At 63.7% G+C, this 15844-nt stretch carries 17 protein-coding genes; 14 read left to right on the forward strand and 3 right to left on the reverse strand.

Features of this window, described 5'->3' with window-relative positions; all coding sequences use genetic code 11:
- The first annotated feature begins 85 nt into the window (after nt 1-85).
- The 4 genes from ACIBW7_RS41345 (at nt 86) to ACIBW7_RS41360 (ending at nt 4253) form a co-directional block, all read left to right on the forward strand.
- The gene (locus ACIBW7_RS41345) at nt 86-1492 is read left to right on the forward strand and encodes a PIN-like domain-containing protein (RefSeq protein ID WP_397056307.1); all 1407 of its coding nucleotides are present in this window, start codon (nt 86-88) and stop codon (nt 1490-1492) included.
- A gap of 352 nt (nt 1493-1844) precedes the next feature.
- Nucleotides 1845-2885 (forward strand): hypothetical protein, encoded by a 1041-nt coding sequence (locus ACIBW7_RS41350; RefSeq protein WP_397056309.1) that lies wholly within the window; start codon nt 1845-1847, stop codon nt 2883-2885.
- Nucleotides 2886-2949: 64 nt separating this feature from the next.
- A complete protein-coding gene (locus ACIBW7_RS41355; protein ID WP_397056311.1) occupies nt 2950-3462 on the forward strand; it encodes a transposase in 513 nt (170 codons plus the stop codon).
- Nucleotides 3463-3572: 110 nt separating this feature from the next.
- Nucleotides 3573-4253, forward strand: coding sequence for a GNAT family N-acetyltransferase (locus ACIBW7_RS41360; RefSeq protein ID WP_397056313.1), 681 nt, complete (start codon nt 3573-3575; stop codon nt 4251-4253).
- 90 nt (nt 4254-4343) lie between these two features.
- Here the strand turns inward: ACIBW7_RS41360 and ACIBW7_RS41365 are convergent, their stop codons facing one another.
- Together ACIBW7_RS41365 and ACIBW7_RS41370 are read right to left on the reverse strand one after the other, a co-directional pair.
- Nucleotides 4344-5564 (reverse strand): acyl-CoA dehydrogenase family protein, encoded by a 1221-nt coding sequence (locus ACIBW7_RS41365; RefSeq protein WP_397056384.1) that lies wholly within the window; start codon nt 5562-5564, stop codon nt 4344-4346.
- 19 nt (nt 5565-5583) lie between these two features.
- Entirely contained in the window at nt 5584-5766 is a 183-nt protein-coding gene (locus ACIBW7_RS41370; RefSeq protein WP_397056315.1) for a hypothetical protein, read from the reverse strand.
- 414 nt (nt 5767-6180) lie between these two features.
- Between ACIBW7_RS41370 and ACIBW7_RS41375 the strand changes: the two genes are divergently transcribed.
- The 4 genes from ACIBW7_RS41375 to ACIBW7_RS41390 all read left to right on the forward strand — a co-directional run bounded on the left by ACIBW7_RS41375 (nt 6181) and on the right by ACIBW7_RS41390 (nt 8317).
- Nucleotides 6181-6369, forward strand: a complete 189-nt coding sequence (locus ACIBW7_RS41375) for a ferredoxin (protein WP_397056317.1) — start codon at nt 6181-6183, stop codon at nt 6367-6369.
- Nucleotides 6370-6415: 46 nt separating this feature from the next.
- Nucleotides 6416-6847, forward strand: a complete 432-nt coding sequence (locus tag ACIBW7_RS41380) for a nuclear transport factor 2 family protein (RefSeq protein WP_397056319.1) — start codon at nt 6416-6418, stop codon at nt 6845-6847.
- 173 nt (nt 6848-7020) lie between these two features.
- Nucleotides 7021-7629, forward strand: a complete 609-nt coding sequence (locus tag ACIBW7_RS41385) for a TetR family transcriptional regulator (protein WP_397056321.1) — start codon at nt 7021-7023, stop codon at nt 7627-7629.
- A 43-nt stretch (nt 7630-7672) separates the two neighbouring features.
- A complete protein-coding gene (locus ACIBW7_RS41390; protein ID WP_397056323.1) occupies nt 7673-8317 on the forward strand; it encodes a TetR family transcriptional regulator in 645 nt (214 codons plus the stop codon).
- Here ACIBW7_RS41390 and ACIBW7_RS41395 read toward each other — a convergent pair.
- Nucleotides 8281-9357 carry an XdhC family protein gene (locus ACIBW7_RS41395; protein ID WP_397056325.1) on the reverse strand — a complete coding sequence of 359 codons (1077 nt, stop codon included), beginning with the start codon at nt 9355-9357 and terminating at the stop codon, nt 8281-8283. The genes ACIBW7_RS41390 and ACIBW7_RS41395 overlap by 37 nt on opposite strands.
- Nucleotides 9358-9709: 352 nt before the next feature.
- Between ACIBW7_RS41395 and ACIBW7_RS41400 the strand changes: the two genes are divergently transcribed.
- The 6 genes from ACIBW7_RS41400 to ACIBW7_RS41425 are packed head-to-tail and all read left to right on the forward strand — an operon-like array spanning nt 9710 to nt 15804.
- A complete protein-coding gene (locus tag ACIBW7_RS41400; RefSeq protein WP_397056327.1) occupies nt 9710-12055 on the forward strand; it encodes a xanthine dehydrogenase family protein molybdopterin-binding subunit in 2346 nt (781 codons plus the stop codon).
- Nucleotides 12052-12927, forward strand: a complete 876-nt coding sequence (locus ACIBW7_RS41405) for an FAD binding domain-containing protein (RefSeq protein ID WP_397056329.1) — start codon at nt 12052-12054, stop codon at nt 12925-12927. The genes ACIBW7_RS41400 and ACIBW7_RS41405 overlap by 4 nt, the downstream gene beginning before the upstream one ends.
- Complete coding sequence (locus tag ACIBW7_RS41410; protein WP_397056331.1) at nt 12920-13411, forward strand: (2Fe-2S)-binding protein; 492 nt, start codon at nt 12920-12922, stop codon at nt 13409-13411. Before ACIBW7_RS41405 ends, ACIBW7_RS41410 begins: the two co-directional genes overlap by 8 nt.
- Nucleotides 13408-14088 carry an SRPBCC family protein gene (locus ACIBW7_RS41415; RefSeq protein WP_397056333.1) on the forward strand — a complete coding sequence of 227 codons (681 nt, stop codon included), beginning with the start codon at nt 13408-13410 and terminating at the stop codon, nt 14086-14088. The genes ACIBW7_RS41410 and ACIBW7_RS41415 overlap by 4 nt, the downstream gene beginning before the upstream one ends.
- A 5-nt stretch (nt 14089-14093) precedes the next feature.
- Nucleotides 14094-14930, forward strand: coding sequence for a mycofactocin-coupled SDR family oxidoreductase (locus ACIBW7_RS41420; protein WP_397056335.1), 837 nt, complete (start codon nt 14094-14096; stop codon nt 14928-14930).
- A gap of 55 nt (nt 14931-14985) precedes the next feature.
- Complete coding sequence (locus ACIBW7_RS41425) at nt 14986-15804, forward strand: NAD(P)-dependent oxidoreductase (RefSeq protein ID WP_397056337.1); 819 nt, start codon at nt 14986-14988, stop codon at nt 15802-15804.
- The last annotated feature ends 40 nt before the right edge of the window (nt 15805-15844 follow it).

Consider the following 15844-nt stretch of genomic DNA (forward strand, 5'->3'; position numbering starts at 1 on the left):
CGTTTCGTAAGAGGGGTTTTCAGCCGAACTGCCCGCGATGACACTTCGGCCTCATGGGGAAGGTGAGAGCGTGTAACGTTCAAGCGTGACCGAATCGACACGCCGATTTGTTGACGAGTTCCCTACTTGGTCTGACGGGGAGAAGCCCGACGAGGCCCGGTTCTTCGCTGAAGCCTTAATCGTTGTTGACGCAAATGTGCTTCTACGTCTGTATCAAATATCGGCAGACACGCGCGCTGAGATTCTTGACACCTTCGAGAAACTGAAAGACGACATTTGGATCCCGCATCAAGTTGTCCTCGAATTCAGCAGGAATCGAAAACAAGCCGTCTATGATCACAGAAAAACTTTCGCTAACCTGAAAACAGCTCTGCGGCAGTCCGAGGCCGATGCTATTGCATGCCTGGAAAGTGCAGTCACGCAATTTCTGAAGTTTCGTGAGCGTCACAGCTCGACACGAGAGTGGGACCCCGCCGTCCTCGGAGTCGATATGGATAGCATCCGTAAAAAATTGACCGGAATTTTGGAAGATTTTCATATTGAACTGCAGCAATTGAGATCCGAGATAAAGTTCGATACAGGCGACTTGCCTTCGGACTTCATTCTTGAACAGCTGGACGAGTTGCTGACCGGTCGGGTGGGTGCCCCATACTCCTCATACGCTATGGAGCAGCATGTAAATCATGCTATACGATTCCGATTCCCCAATCGTATACCTCCAGGCTATGCAGACGTAGGAGACAAACCTACAGAACTCGGGCAAGCGGGCGACTATATTGTGTGGCGGCAATTGATCGACCACATGAAGGATAATGTCGACCATCGTGGCTGTGTCGTATTCGTTACCGAGGATCATAAGTATGATTGGTGGGAGCTCGACAAGTCGGGCGACATACTCGAGCCGAGGTATGAGTTGGTGAACGAGATGCGCGACGAGGCTGGTGTTGACGTACTGATGGTTTCGCTCAAGCAGTTCCTGGCGGGAGCCAAAAAGCACCTGCAATACCAAATATCAGACGAAGCAATTTCAGAGGCGGACGATCGAGCGGGTGCGGTTGAAGCGTATGTTGATTCGCTTGTAACCCCGGCGCTGAATTCGGATTCAGAGGCGCTTAGTATTATTAAATTTCATCAGAACAATCCGGCATTCAAGGTCGATGTGGCAGGACTGCCGCTGGCTCAGCTACTCCGAAATAGTGCGGCAGTTAAACTGGATGCCGCACGGTTGCCGCTGGTTGAGATACTCCGAAATAATCCGGCGTTCAAGATTGACACTTCGAAGCTCGGGCTTGTACAGATCTGGGCGAATAGCCCGGAGTACAAGGCCACCCTGAACGCATTTGCTGACATTGCAGCTTCAGCTTTGGCGGATGCGAGGGACGCCGAACGGCGTGCGTTGGATGCTGACGAAGATGACGCCTTCGACAGCGTGCGATCGGAATTCAACGAGAACGAACCAGACGAATCTGACGACGCAGACGGCTCAAGTTGACCCCGTGCTCGACTGCGTGCCTCTGCTAGGTGTGCCGTCTGATGAGGTTGGTGCCACGGAGGCCCGCCCTTGCCGACGTCGACGTGACGCTCAGGCGCGGCAGGCATCCGAGCATGTGGTCCGCAGGTGGCCGGTGACGGGCTGAGTGATCGCCGCGCCGGCGTCGGCCAGTTGACGACTCGTTCCAGCACATGTCGGCAAACACAGCGTCTCCGCTGATCGTCCCGGACGGTATCAGCGGGACTCGTCAGCTTCGCCCGCACGACTCAGGGATGTCGCGACGCGAATCCCGCTCTGGCGCAGGCGGAAAAACGTTCGCTGGCCTGCCTTGGCCCGCGTAGCGTGCAGGTTTATGTCCGAGGTCGAATCAACCCAGCGTGCAACAGCCGCCGCCGAGATGCTTAACGCGTTCTCCAACCAACTCGTCGACGAGTTGGACGTCACCGGCGGCGGCGGATTCCCCTGGTGGAATGGGTACAGCGACTGGAAGACCCTCGCCCTGATCGCCGACTACCTGATCCAGTCCGTCGCAGGGGCCGGAGATGCGCTCAACGCGGCCTCCTTTACCGCCAGCGAGCACAGGCAAGCGGTGCTCGAGGATGATGCCGCCTCGCAGGCTGCAATACGCAACGCCGTCGGAATCACCCCGCAGCAACGGATGGATTCGTATTTTGCTCTGGCACACGACCGGACGCGGGTTCTGCGCGCCGACCTCGCCGCCGAACATTGCTTCTTTCACATGGGCCGAGTCCTCGACCGCGTGGCCGCGGCGCTGGTCATTATCGGCGGGTTCGCCGTCAAAGACGTGGTGAAGACCGACTGGACGCAAATCGAAACCCTGGCCGCTGACCTGTCGGCGAGCTCTGCGAAGCAATGCTTCGCTCCGCTCGGCAGTCTCGGCCGCCAGTGGCAGCTAGATTTGATCGGCCCCGTCCTCAATCCCGAGAAGTTCGGGCCCGAGGACTGGGTGGTGTGGATGCGGGAGACCCGAAACTCGATGACCCATCGCGCACCCAGCACACAACTACGGGTACTCACTGAAGACGGCTCGCTGATGCGACCGTTCTACAGGCAGCCGAAGTGGAGCGAACTACAGACGATGGTGTATCCGACCCACAGCGAGAAACGTGATCTGACCAGCGCGTTCTTGTTCAAATGCAGCCAGGATGTCTTGGACGGTCTGGTCTGCTCTCTGGCCGCGATCGTTACCGAGCTGGCGCAGAGTATGAAGGCGTGCTGGGCACGACGGAAAGCCACGCCGGGTGAGATCATCCAGCACGGATCCCAGTGGAGATCCGTCCAGCCTACAGCGATCGCCGAACGCTTCCCCGGGTACGGGCATGCGCGGTGCCACCCCTCACTTGTTGGTGAAAGCTGTTGTCCGCGTTGGTAGATGGGTGAGGTCTCAGGTAGGTGGTTTAACGACCAAGAAAAACCGGAGACCTACCGGAGACCTCGTGAACAGCGTAACGGTGGCGGGGCGAGCGGACCTGACCGATGCTCAGTGGGCGCGGTTGGAACCGTTGCTGCCCCGGAACAAGAAGGTGGGCCGCCCACCGCAGTGGACGAAACGGCAGATCATCGACGGGATCCGGTGGCGGACCCGGGTTGGTTGCCCATGGCGCGACATTCCACCGCAGTACGGGTCCTGGTCGGCGGTCTACGGGTTGTTCCGCCGCTGGCAGCGTCGTGGCGTGTGGCTGGTGATCGTGAAGTTGTTGCAGGTGATCAGCTCACGCGGACACCGCCTCATCGCATTCGGGGACGCCATGCAAACCCCGATCCAGATCAGCCACCCGCACCTGACCGCAGCACCCGATGACGACCCCGCCCAATCGGTGAACACCGCCAAATGGCTCCTTGACGAACTCACTGCCCCCTACACCCTGGGGTTCGGACTCCACTTCGCCGACGTGCAACTCGGATCCGTCACCGACATCGACGGCGTGAGCACCTGGCGACCGCAATGAAACCCCGCCCCACCTCAGCCGTCCACACGGCTCACTCAACTGCTCGGCGAGGTGCGGCAACCGATCACGGCACAACACACCAGACCTACCACCGCGACAAGGAGACTCCCGTGCCCTCAGCATCCCCACCAACCACAGACCCCTACCTAGGACAGCGGCAGCAGGTGATGATCCGCCGTGCCCGAGGCCGCGCCGAACTGCTGAAGTTCCGGCAGTGGCATGAGCTGGCGGGCAACACCGGCGCTCGCGCTGCCGCACTGCACCCTGCCGACCTCAACGACGCCGGATTGCTCTCGGCCGCGTTGAACGGTGGCCCCCTGCCGTCGGAACACAGTGCTCTCAGGCGTGGTGGTGTCGTTGCCCTGGCAGCAGCACGAACGATGGCGCTGGTCGCGGTGGCAGACGGGCGCATCATCGGCGGCCTGATCGCCGGACCACCGATTCCGCTGGCACTTCAATTAGCTGCGCACAGTCCACACGCAGTCGTTCAGGTTGCGTTGAACACCATCATGATTCGCGCCGTCGCGGTGGTACCCCAACACCGCGGTTACGGGATTGGCCGCGCTCTACTACGGGAGGCCGTCGGAACCGCACGCCGCGCCCGCGTGCCGATCATCTTCGGACAGTTCGACACCGCCACAGCCGGCCGGGACGAGTTCTATCGACGTTGCGGAATGATAGTGACCAAGCCCGGCGCGGCCTTAGCCTTGATCAATACGCGGCCGAACGCCGGGGTCGCCGACGCGTGCCACCGAATCCGATCCGGTGCCCGCGTCGCCAACTCGCGGTGACTTCCGACGATGTCGACAATTGCGTCGTGGTTTTCGCCGAAAACCTACGCTTAACAGGCCAAGCCGCGACAGCGGTTGATCGCGTAAATCTCAGTGGCCACGGGGGACCTGATCGAATGGGATGTCTCGGTCGGCGGCGTATTCGCGGGGCATGCCCAGTACGCGTTCACTGATGATGTTGCGGGCCATTTCGGTGCTGCCGCCGCCCAGGCTCGCGGCGTTGCGAAACAGATAATGTATGCCTGTCTGCCCGTTGCCGGGAGCGTCCGGCTCGCCGATCACCGCGGCGGTGCCGGCGATCCGCAACGCGGAATCTGTTTGCAGCCAGGTGGTTTCGGCGCTGAACAGGCGCACGATCGAGCCAGCGGCCGGGGGCAGTGCGCCCGCAGCGACCGCACTGGAGATGTGTGCGATCAGTTGATTGCGGACGAGGCTCATCGCTCGCGCCGCCCCGATGTCCTCCCGCACGCGGGCGTCGTCGAGGCACCCGGTGGTGCGGGCCAGGTCGATGAGTGCGTTGGCTTCGCCTCCGAGGTGGGGCTGTTCACCGCTGATGTAGGGGGAGGTGCCGCCCACCGCCGCACGTTCGTGCTGTAGCAGTCGGGAAGTGGCTGCCCAACCTGCGCCGACCTCGCCGATTACCGCGTCGGCGGGCAGTCGGACATCGTCGAAGAATTCTTCGCAGAACTCGGTCGATCCGGTGACCTGCTTGATCCGCCGGATTGTCAGGCCGGGGGCGGTGGTGGGCACGAGGAACAGCGTGAGCCCGTTGTGCTTGGGTACCTTCCAATTGGTGCGTGCCAGGCACAGTCCGTAGTCGGCGGCATAGGCACCCGAGCTCCAGATCTTGGTGCCGTTGAGAATCCACTCGTCGCCGTCGCGGTAGGCCCGTGTGGTCAAACCAGCAAGATCGGACCCGCCCCGAGGTTCGGACAAGAACTGTACGAGGAGTTCTTCTCCGCGCAGCACCGCCGGAATGTGGGTGCGTTTCTGCGCCTCCGTGCCCAGCTCCAGCAAGGTCGCCGCGCAGATGGCCAGGGTCGGAACATTCAGCGCCAGCGGCATCTCGTAGCCCAGCGACTCCTCGGTGAACGCCTGCTGATGGGCGCGTGTGAGACCCTGGCCGCCATACTCTTTCGGGAAGCAGATGCCGGCGAAGTCGCCGTCGAAGAGAATTCTTTGCAGGGTGCGGTGGCGGGCCCACACAGCTTCGTCGAAGAGGCCGAGCGAGGAGTCCGTGGTGCGCGGCAGGTACTGCTTCAACCAGCGGCGGGCGCGGTCTCGGAAGCTGTCGACGGATTCGAGTTCGATGGTCATGCGGCGCTCCCAGTCAGTAGGTCGGTGGTGTTCTCGTCACGCCCGTCACGTCTGCCGGCATGAGCAGCTGGACCGGGCCATCCGCGGTGCGGGCGGCCCGGGTGCGCAGCACGGCCGATTCCTTGGCGACCAGCGCCAATTCTGCTAGCGGTCGACCCGAAACCGAGCCGCCACCGAGGGTTTCGGGGACCAGCATGGCCGTCCAGCCGAGCTCCGCTCGGCGACGTCACCGCTCACGGTCGAATCCGGTTGCGGTGTCGCTGATTTCGCGAGGCACATCGCGAGGCATGGTGCGTCGGAGGAAATCACGGGTGGTCGAGTGGAACGGCGCCTGCGCGTAGGCCGGATCGACGGTCACAGTGGATGGTCTTTCTGAGGAGGACTCGGTGCGACGACAGCTACCCGGTTGACGTTCTTCTCATACGAGAATAACATATTCTTCTATCGAGAGTATTGTTCTCTCAGATTTCGGAAGTGGCCGTCCTGTGTAGAGGGCGAAGCCCGTAGACACTGAGAGCCGCAGCGCATATGGGAGCGACGACGCGGCGTGTCGATCTTCGCCCTGGCACGGCCGAGTTGAGTTGTTCGATGTAGTGAAGGGAAGCGCCAGATGAAGGTCTTCGTCGACTCGGATCGTTGCCGTGGTCACGGCGTCTGCGTCGGTCTTTGCCCGCAGGTGTTCGTCCTCAACGACGACGGCTATGCCCAGGTCCAGATGTCCGACATACCGGACGACTTCAGCGAGGCGGTCGTATCCGCTGTACAGGCCTGCCCCGAACATGCGATCGAAGCGAGCTGAGTCGAGGTCTCGACATCCCTATCCCCATTACTGATCAGGAACGCAGATGACCACCGCGACAGACCTGCTCGCCGACCGGATCGCGGTCGTCGACACAGTGACCGCCTATTCCACCGCCCTCGACAATCGCGACTGGCCGCTGTTCGAGAGCCTGTTCACGCCAGACGCTGTCTGGGACTATTCGGCGGCCGACCAGCGGTGCACCGGCCCCGCCGAGATCCTCGCACGGGTTCGGCCGGGGATCGAAAGGCTCGATGCGACACAACATTTCGTCACCAACCACGTCGTGACGATCGCCGGAGACGAGGCCGCCCACAGCTGCTACTACCTGGCCCAGCACATTCGCGGCGGTGAACGCTTCCTCGCGGCCGGTCGCTACCGGGATCTGCTGCGTCGCACGGAGTCCGGCTGGCGGATCGCGTCGCGGCTGTTGTTGAACACCTGGACCGACGGCAATCCCAGCGTCGTGTTGCAGTGAGTTCCCTGAGTGGACCCATCGGGTAGGCAGGGCCGGAGTGTGATCGCAGCGGGCGTGCCCGCCGCACGCCAGCTCGACATGGCCGCCGCCGAATGGTGCGAACGCGCCTGCCGCGGCAATCGAGCCTGCGTGGGCCGACGCTGTGAAACGAACTGTTTCGTTACGATGGTCGTGTGGCATATGACTCCGCGGCAACCAGGGAAAGGATTCTCGCTGCCGCTACGACAGAGTTCGCCGAATACGGCATCGCCGGCGCGCGAGTGGATCGTATCGCGGCCAATGCCAAGGCCAACAAGCGTGCGATCTACGACTACTTCGGCGACAAGAAGGCATTGTTCGCGGTAGTCCTGGAACGGTCGATGGTGGAACTGGCTCGAGCGGTACCGCTCGATGAGTCCGACCTGGGCAACTACGCTGCCCGGTTGTTCGACTACCACCAGGCGCACCCGCGTGCACTGCGTTTGGTGATGTGGGAGGCGCTCGAAATGGGGGATGGTCTCGTTCCCGACGAACCGGCGCGCACCGAACACTATGCGGACAAGGTTCGGGCCGCCCAGGTTGCGATGGGTTCAGAGGAACGTGATCCCAGGACGCTGGTCTTTCTGATTCTCGCCATGGTCGACTGGAGTCTGGCTCTGCCACAGTTGCGGCGCATGCTGTTCGGGCCTGACTACCCGGCGGACCGCCTGCGCCCAGCCATCGCCGAGGCGGCCCGCGTCCTCACCGACCATTTTGCCGCCGGGGATGACCGATCAGGTGCGAGCGACGCGCTGACCGCGTGATCCACCCGCTGCTGTCCGACTGCCCAGTGATAGCCTCGCGGTCATGTCCACCCGCAGGCGAGGCGCGAAGGACTCGGCGACGCGGCACACTCTTCTGGACGCTACTGCCCGGGTCATGACCGAGGAGGGTTACGCGGCCGCGACGACCCGTCGGGTGGCCGCCGAGGCGGGTGTCAAGCCGGCGTTGGTGCACTACTACTTCCCGACCATGGAGGATTTGTTTCTCGCGGTCTTCAGCGAAGGAACCGAGGCCAACTTCGAACGCCAAATGCAAGCGCTGACATCGGACCGGCCGCTGCATGCCCTGTGGGAGCTGTCCCGGGATCCGCGCGGCAACGCGCTGATGCAGGAGTTCATCGCGCTGGCCAACCATCGCAAGCCGATTCGTACCGAGCTGATGGCTTATGCTCGGCGGTACCGGGAAATCCAGGTCACCGCTTTCACATTCATCCTGCGGGAGCGTCGGATCGCCCCCGAGCAGATCACCCCGGTGACGCTGTCGATGCTGCTCTCCGGCCTGCCGCGAATCATGGTGACGGAAGCCAACTTCGGATTCAGCATGGGCCATGACGAGATGCTCGCTCTGGTCGAACACTACCTTGACATCTTGGAGCCACCGGCGGTCGCCGCCGATCAGGTCGACGCTTCCGATCAGGCCGACGACGGCTGTGCATCCGACACGGCGTGAATAGGCCGGTTCGTCGCGGACAACGACCGGGTCGACCCACCACGCCGCACGGCGACGATCTCCGCGGCGATCGCCACCGCGATCTCCTCGGGAGTCCGTCCGCCCAGTTCCAAGCCGATCGGTGAGTGCAGACGACGCAGCTCGAACTCAGTGAGACCTGCTGCTCGCAAACGGGAACGGCGATCTGCATCGGCGCGGCGTGAGCCCATCGCACCGACGTAACCGATCGGTAGCCGCAAAGCCAGCTGCAAGACCGGAATATCGAACTTCGGATCGTGGGTCAGCACGCATACTGCTGTCCGCGAATCAACCTGGGCGCGGCCGAGATACCGATGCGGCCAGTCCACTACCACCTCGTCGGCGTCGGGGAACCGCTCCTTCGTGGTGAACACCGATCGAGCATCGCAAACGGTGACACGGTAACCCAGCAATCGCCCGATCTGACATAGCGCGGCACTGAAATCGGTTGCCCCGCAGACGATCAGACGTGGTTGCGAGCCGAACGACTGGATGAATACCGTGCGTTGGTCATCGTCGCATCCGATTACCTGTACGCCGGATGCGGCGGCGTCGAGCATCCCCAAAGCCTGCTGTACCACCGTCGGTTCGAACTTCGCACCGGCAGTTTCTCGTAGTCCGATGGCGCTGATCTCGCCGGTTCTCAGATCGCGGACCAGAGCTATCGGATGCTCGGCACGCACGACGGCTTCGATGGCCGGGTACTCCTGCGGGGTGACTCGATGGACGAAAACCTGCACCTCGCCACCGCAGGTGAGTCCGACCGCGAAGGCGTCGGAATCGCTGTAGCCGAACGTCTCCCACGCCGGCATGCCCGATCGCAGAACCTGCCCGCAGAGGTCGTAAACGGCCGCTTCCACACAGCCACCCGAGATGCTGCCCATGACGGCACCCTCATCGTTCACGGCCATGGTCGCGCCGGGCAGCCGTGGCGCGCTTCCGGTTACGTCGACAGCCGTGGCGACCGCGTACGAGGCTTGCTGCGCATGCCATCGCAGTAGCTGTGCCGACAATTCGCGCATGATCAACCTCTCGAGCTGTATCGCGAGAATATCATTCTCAAATCCGACATACATACATATTGACAGGCATTCGAGCCCGATGCTAGACAGTTGTACAGCACGATATCGGTACCGGACGGCGCGCCCGCCGGACCGTCGCAAATGACGGATTCCGGTCGCCCGATTCGGTCGACCAGCACAACCGTCATCCGCGAGCAAGCAGTGATAGAGCTGCGAAAACAGCTGTCCACATCGAAGTCGCACGATGCCATCCGGCGCACATGGAGGCCCAAATGCACGAACCGAGGAATCGGGGGCAGTCGAGCACTAGGTGTTGGTCGATCGCACGGCACACCGAGGAAAAGGGTGAGCAGTGAGTGCCGCACAAACGAGGGCTGATACCTATGCCGGTACGCGTGTCTCCCGGATCGAGGATCTGCGGCTGCTGACCGGCGCCGGATCATTCGTCGATGATGTGTCGCGGCCGGGCATGCTGCACGCCTGCTTTGTGCGCAGCCCGTTGCCCCGCGCCCGGATCGCCGGAATTGATACCGCGGAAGCCGTTGCGCTCGACGGGGTTTACGCCGTCTTTCTGGCGGCGGACCTCAATCTCGGCGTGCACGATCAGTCGTACCGGATCGATGGGGCGCACGTGCCGACGTCGAATTGGCCGCCGCTGGCCGAGGACGAGGTGCGGTTCGTCGGGGATCCGGTCGCGCTGGTTGTCGCCTCCGACCGATATATCGCCGAGGACGCGGCGGAGTTGGTCGTCGTCGACTACGAGCCGTTGCCCGCCGTGGTCGACTACACGACGGCGGAAGGTTCGCAGGCCCTCGTCCACGCCCGTTTTCCGCGGAACATCGCGGGACAGCTGGCCGGTCGGCCGGCCGAAGAGGTGGCGCCGCTGTTCGATGCCGCACCGAATGTGGTGCGGCAAACCATCTTTCAGCAGGCCTATACGCCAGTGCCGATGGAGACCCGCGGAGTGGTCGCGGAGTGGTCGGCATCGGCCGGTGAGATGACGATCTGGACCTCGACCCAGGCGCCGCACGAGGTGCGCGGATTCTGCGCCCGGCTACTCGGTGTCGACGAGCATCGGGTGCGAGTCATTGTGCGCGACACCGGAGGTGGCTTCGGTCAGAAGGTGGTGGTTCAGCGGGAGGACATCTGTGTCATGCTGGCGGCGACGAAAGTGCCGGTTGCGCTGAAGTGGATCGAGGACCGGCAGGAACACCTGATCTCGGCGGGGCTCGCACGCCAGGACCATGGCGAGGCTCGCATGGCCTTCGGCCGGGACGGCACGATTCTGGCCGCCTCTCTCGACTACGTGCAGAACGTCGGGGCGTATCCTGTGCCGTCGCCGATGACGGCCGCCGCGGTTGTCGGGATGCTGTTCCCCGGGCCGTATCGGGTGCCCGCTGCGACGTTCACCATGAAGATGCTGTACTCCAACACTGTTGGGCGAGTGGCCTATCGCGGGCCGTGGCAGTTCGAATCGATGGCGCGGGAGGTGTTGCTCGACACCGCTGCACGGCGGTTGGGCATCGACCCGGCTGAGTTGCGCCGCCGGAACATGTTGCGCCGCGAGGACTTGCCGCTGCTGAACCCGAACGGCATGCGGTACAGCGACATCACGCCGCTGGAGACGTTCGAGCAGGCGCTCGGGATACTCGACTATCCGGCCTTCCGCCGTGAGCAGGAACTGGCCCGCGCGCACCGCCGCTTCCTCGGCGTCGGCACATGCACATATGTGGAGCCGACCGCAGCGTCGACCCCGTACCACGGTACCGAAGGCGCGACGATCCGCATCGAGCCCTCGGGCAAGGTCAACGTATATCTCGCCGGTGGATCCTCGGGAAACAGCCTGGAGACCACCGCGATTCAGCTGACCGCCGATGCGCTCGGTGTGGACATCGCCGATGTCCACACCATCCAGGGCGATACGGCTGTGACACCGTTCGGCGCCGGCACCGGCGGCAGCCGTTCCGGTTCGATGGTGGCAGGGGCGATCGCCGAGACAGCATCGGTACTGCGGGAACGAATTCTGGCCATCGCAGCCCATCGCTTGGGTGTGGCGGTCGACGAGGTGGAGTTCACGCACGGGCGGGCCACGGTGCGCGGGGCGCCCGATGCCGATTTGTCGTTGCCCGAGATCTGCGCGATTGCCTACTTTCAGACTGATGCGCTGCCGCCGGGCGTGCCTGCGGGATTGGAATGTAGCGGGCGCTATCGCGCACAGAGCCCGATGATCTGGGCCAACGCGACCCACCTGTGCACGTGCGAGGTCGATATCGAGACCGGCGAGGTCACACTGTTGCGCTACATCGTCAGCGAGGACTGCGGCCCCATGATCAACCCCAGTGTGGTGGAGGGACAGATCTACGGCGGCACGGTGCAGGGCATCGGTGGCGCGCTCTACGAGAATCTCGCCTACGACGAGATCGGAAATCCGGTCGCGACCACTTTCATGGATTACTTGATTCCGACGGCCACGGAGGTGCCCGTCATCGAGCTCGGTCACATCGAAACACCGGGACCGGGGCCCGGCGGCTACAAGGGGGTCGGGGAGGGCGGCGCGATCGGCTCTTCTCCGGCCGTGGTCAACGCGGTCGCCGATGCGCTGACCCCGTTCGGCGTGGAAATCTCCCGGCTGCCGCTGACTCCCGCTGCGATCCTCGCGCTGATCGATGCGGCCGATGCCCGGGCGGTGACGGCGTGAAGCCGGCAGCATTCGAGTACCACGCCCCGGCCACTGCGCAGGAGGCGGTCGAACTCTTGGCCGAACTCGGCGACGGAGCCAAGGCGATCGCCGGTGGGCAGAGCCTGATGCCGATGCTCATCCTGCGCCTCGCGGTCTTCGACCACCTCGTCGACTTGCGCCGCCTGGAGGAATTGCGTGGCATCGACAGTCGCGATGATTCGGTGTGGATCGGTGCCGGGACAACGCATTCCGCGGTCGGCAAGTCCCCGGAAGTCCGCGGATCCGTCCCGCTGTTGTCGCGCGCTACCCCGCTGATCGGCCATTTCCAGATCCGCAACCGTGGCACCATCGGTGGATCGATCGCCCATGCCGATGCGGCGGCCGAATATCCGGCGGTGGCGCTGACACTCGATGCGGAGCTCGAAGCGCTGTCACCGCGCGGACGGCGGACGATCGCCGTAGCCGAGTTCTTCACCGGGATGTGGAGCACCGGGCTCGCCGAAGACGAACTGCTGACCGGCATCGTGTTTCCGGTACGGCAGGGGCGGTGCGGTTTCGCGATCGAGGAATTCGCCCGTCGCAGTGGCGATTTCGCTATCGCGGGCGCCACGGTCTCGGTGCGCCTGGATGCGGATTCGCGCATCGACCGGTGCGCCATCGGATTGTTCGGGCTCGGACCGACGGCGGTACGAGCGGGTGCAGCCGAAGTCGAGCTGATCGGGCGGGCCGCAAGCGAGGTGGACCCCGGGGACGTAGGACATACCGCAGTGTCGGGGCTGGGTTCGGTGCCATCCGATCTGCATGGATCGGCCGGTTATCGCCGCCGCGTCGGTGCGGCCATGGTGGCGCGTGCGTGGCGGCGCGCGGTCGAGGAGGCTAGTGATGACTGACGTCGAAATTCAGGCACGCGTCAACGGGATTACACGACGCAAGGTGGTGCCGCCGCGGCGTACCCTCGCCGATTTTCTGCGGATCGACTGCGGGTTGACCGGCACCCACCTCGGCTGCGAGCACGGAGTTTGCGGGGCCTGCACGGTACTGCTGGATGGGGACGCGGTGCGGGCCTGTCTGGTATTCGCTGTACAGGCCGACGGGGCCGAGGTCACGACCGTGGAGGGGATGGCCGCGGCCGACGGTGGGCTGTCGCCCGTGCAAGCCGCGATGCGGGAGCACCACGGCCTGCAATGTGGTTTCTGCACACCGGGTTTCGTCGTAACCGCCACCGCATTTCTGCGCGATAACCCGCACCCTACGGACGAGGAGATTCGCGCGGCCATATCCGGAAACCTGTGCCGCTGCACGGGATACCAGGGAATCATCAAGGCCGTCCGGGCGGCGGCGGAAAAGAGCAGCATTGTGAAGGACCCCGCATGAAGCTCGAGAACACCTTCAGCATCCCCGTCCCGGTGTCGGACGCGTGGAATGTGCTGCTCGACATCGAGCGGATCGCGCCCTGTGTGCCCGGGGCCATGCTCACGGGTAAGGACGGCGACGGCTATACCGGCAAGATCAAAGTCAAACTCGGCCCCGTCGGTCTGACCTACACCGGCGTCATCAAGCTCCGATCGACCGACGAGGCAACCAAGGTCGCCGTACTCGAGGGTGGCGGGCGAGAAGCTCGTGGCAACGGCACCGCACAGGCTGTCATCACATGTCGACTGGTGGAAACCGATGGTGCTACCGACGTTGTCGTAGACACCGACCTGGCTATCACCGGCAAGCCCGCGCAGTTCGGTCGCGGCACCCTGGCCGAGGTGGCCGGCACGCTCATCGGCCAGTTCGCCGCGAACCTCGCACAGGAGATCACCGCCGCCAAGGGCTCGGCTTCGGCGGAAGTCGTTGCACTGAAATCCGATTCGGAAGACGACGGCAATGCGGTCGACACCGAGGTGATGGGTTCGGCTGCCGCACCGCGCGTAGTGGCCGAACCCATCGACCTGCTCGAAGCGGCCGGCATGGCCCGCCTGAAGCGTTTCGGTCCACCGGCGGCAGCACTGCTGCTGGCGCTGAGCATTGTGCTGTTGCTGCGGCGACGCCAACATGAAAGGTAAGACAGATGGCTGGAAGAGTTGAGGGCAAGGTCGCTTTCATCACCGGTGCCGCCCGCGGGCAGGGTCGTGCCCACGCGGTGCGCCTCGCTCAGGAGGGCGCCGACATCATCTGCGTGGACGTCTGTAAGCAGCTCGATGGCGTCAAGATTCCGATGTCGACGCCGGCGGACCTGGCCGAGACTGTCGACCAGGTGAAGGCGCTCGGCCGACGTATCATCGCCGCCGAGGTGGACGTGCGCGACTACGACGCGATGAAAGCGGTCGTCGACGAGGGCGTCGCGCAGTTCGGACGGCTCGACATCGTGGTGGCGAACGCAGGCCTGGGCAGCGAAGGCAAGCGGCTCGATCGGATGAACGAGAAGGTCTGGCGCGACATGATCGACGTCAACCTGACCGGGGTCTGGCTCACTGCAAAGGCAGGCATCCCGCATCTCGTCGCGGGTGGTCGCGGCGGTTCCATCGTGATCACCAGCTCCAGCGGTGGTCTGCGCGCGCACCCGAACATCGGGCACTACATCGCCGCCAAACACGGCGTCATCGGCGTGATGCGAACGCTGGCAATAGAGCTGGGCGACAAGAGTATTCGCGTCAATGCGATCTGCCCGACCCAGGTCAGCACACCGTTGCTGCTCAACGACGAGACCTTCCGGATGTTTCGGCCCGACCTGGAGAACCCGACCAAGGAGGACTTCGCTCCGGCATCGCAGACCATGCACGTGCTGCCGACCCCTTGGGTCGACGCCGAAGACATCGCCAACGCGGCACTGTTCCTGGTCTCGGACGAGGCCAGGTTCATCACCGGTGTGGCCCTGCCGGTCGACGCCGGCATGCTGCTGAAGTAATCCGCGACCGCACGGCGCATCGCGAGAATCTCGAATTCACCTGAAGGGACTGACCATGCGCATAGGTTTTATCGGACTCGGCAGCCAGGGCGGCCCCATGGCACGCCGCATCATCGAGGCAGGCTACCGGACCACGCTGTGGGCGCGCAGACCAGAGACGCTGGCGGCATTCGCGGACACCGGCGCGACGGTGGCGGAGTCTCCCGCCGAACTCGCCGCGGCCAGCGATCTGGTGTGCGTGTGTGTGGTCGGCGACGCTGATGTGGTCGAGGTCGCAGACGGTGTAGCGGGGGTATTGGCCGGATTGGCGAGTGGCGGCGTACTCGCGATACATAGCACCGTACATCCCGACACCTGCCGTGAGTTGGCGAAAAAAGCTGCTGCCCAGGGTATTTCGGTGGTTGATGCACCCGTGAGCGGGGGCGGGCAGGCCGCCGCCGAGCGCAGATTGCTGGTGATGGCCGGCGGCGAGACCGAGGTGGTCGAGCGTTGTCGACCAGTGTTCGACACCTACGCTGGGCATGTCGTCCATCTTGGTGACTTGGGCGCTGGACAGGTCGCCAAGCTGCTCAACAATCTGCTCTTCACGGCGAACCTAGCCACCGCGGCCACGACGTTCGACCTCGGACGCGGACTCGGTGTCGACCCCACGCGGCTCGGTGAGGTCATCGCCCATGGCAGCGGAAACAGCGTTGCGCTGAGCACGATCGCGCCACTGGGCGGAAGCCTTCAGCAGCTGGCAATCTATGCCGCCGAACTGCTGCGCAAGGACGTCGGATTGGTGACCGATCTCGCTGTGCGAGCCGAAGCACCGAACGGCGTGGTACTCACGACGGCCGAGACCACGCTTGCTCTGATGGACAAGCTCCGCTGAGAGATAACGGATTCATCCGCGTGCGGTACGTCCTCCTCGG

This window comes from Nocardia sp. NPDC049526, assembly GCF_044465765.1.
In the GTDB taxonomy this organism is placed as follows: domain Bacteria; phylum Actinomycetota; class Actinomycetes; order Mycobacteriales; family Mycobacteriaceae; genus Nocardia.

Excerpts from the sequence above, each read along its gene's own strand:
- ACIBW7_RS41380 (WP_397056319.1), top strand. The coding sequence starts at position 6,416 with ATGACCACCGCGACAGACCTGCTCGCCGACCGGATCGCGGTCGTCGAC.
- ACIBW7_RS41395 (WP_397056325.1), bottom strand. The coding sequence starts at position 9,357 with ATGCGCGAATTGTCGGCACAGCTACTGCGATGGCATGCGCAGCAAGCC.
- ACIBW7_RS41415 (WP_397056333.1), top strand. The coding sequence starts at position 13,408 with ATGAAGCTCGAGAACACCTTCAGCATCCCCGTCCCGGTGTCGGACGCG.
- ACIBW7_RS41370 (WP_397056315.1), bottom strand. The coding sequence starts at position 5,766 with ATGCTGGTCCCCGAAACCCTCGGTGGCGGCTCGGTTTCGGGTCGACCG.
- ACIBW7_RS41375 (WP_397056317.1), top strand. The coding sequence starts at position 6,181 with ATGAAGGTCTTCGTCGACTCGGATCGTTGCCGTGGTCACGGCGTCTGC.
- ACIBW7_RS41390 (WP_397056323.1), top strand. The coding sequence starts at position 7,673 with ATGTCCACCCGCAGGCGAGGCGCGAAGGACTCGGCGACGCGGCACACT.
- ACIBW7_RS41425 (WP_397056337.1), top strand. The coding sequence starts at position 14,986 with ATGCGCATAGGTTTTATCGGACTCGGCAGCCAGGGCGGCCCCATGGCA.
- ACIBW7_RS41350 (WP_397056309.1), top strand. The coding sequence starts at position 1,845 with ATGTCCGAGGTCGAATCAACCCAGCGTGCAACAGCCGCCGCCGAGATG.
- ACIBW7_RS41420 (WP_397056335.1), top strand. The coding sequence starts at position 14,094 with ATGGCTGGAAGAGTTGAGGGCAAGGTCGCTTTCATCACCGGTGCCGCC.
- ACIBW7_RS41410 (WP_397056331.1), top strand. The coding sequence starts at position 12,920 with ATGACTGACGTCGAAATTCAGGCACGCGTCAACGGGATTACACGACGC.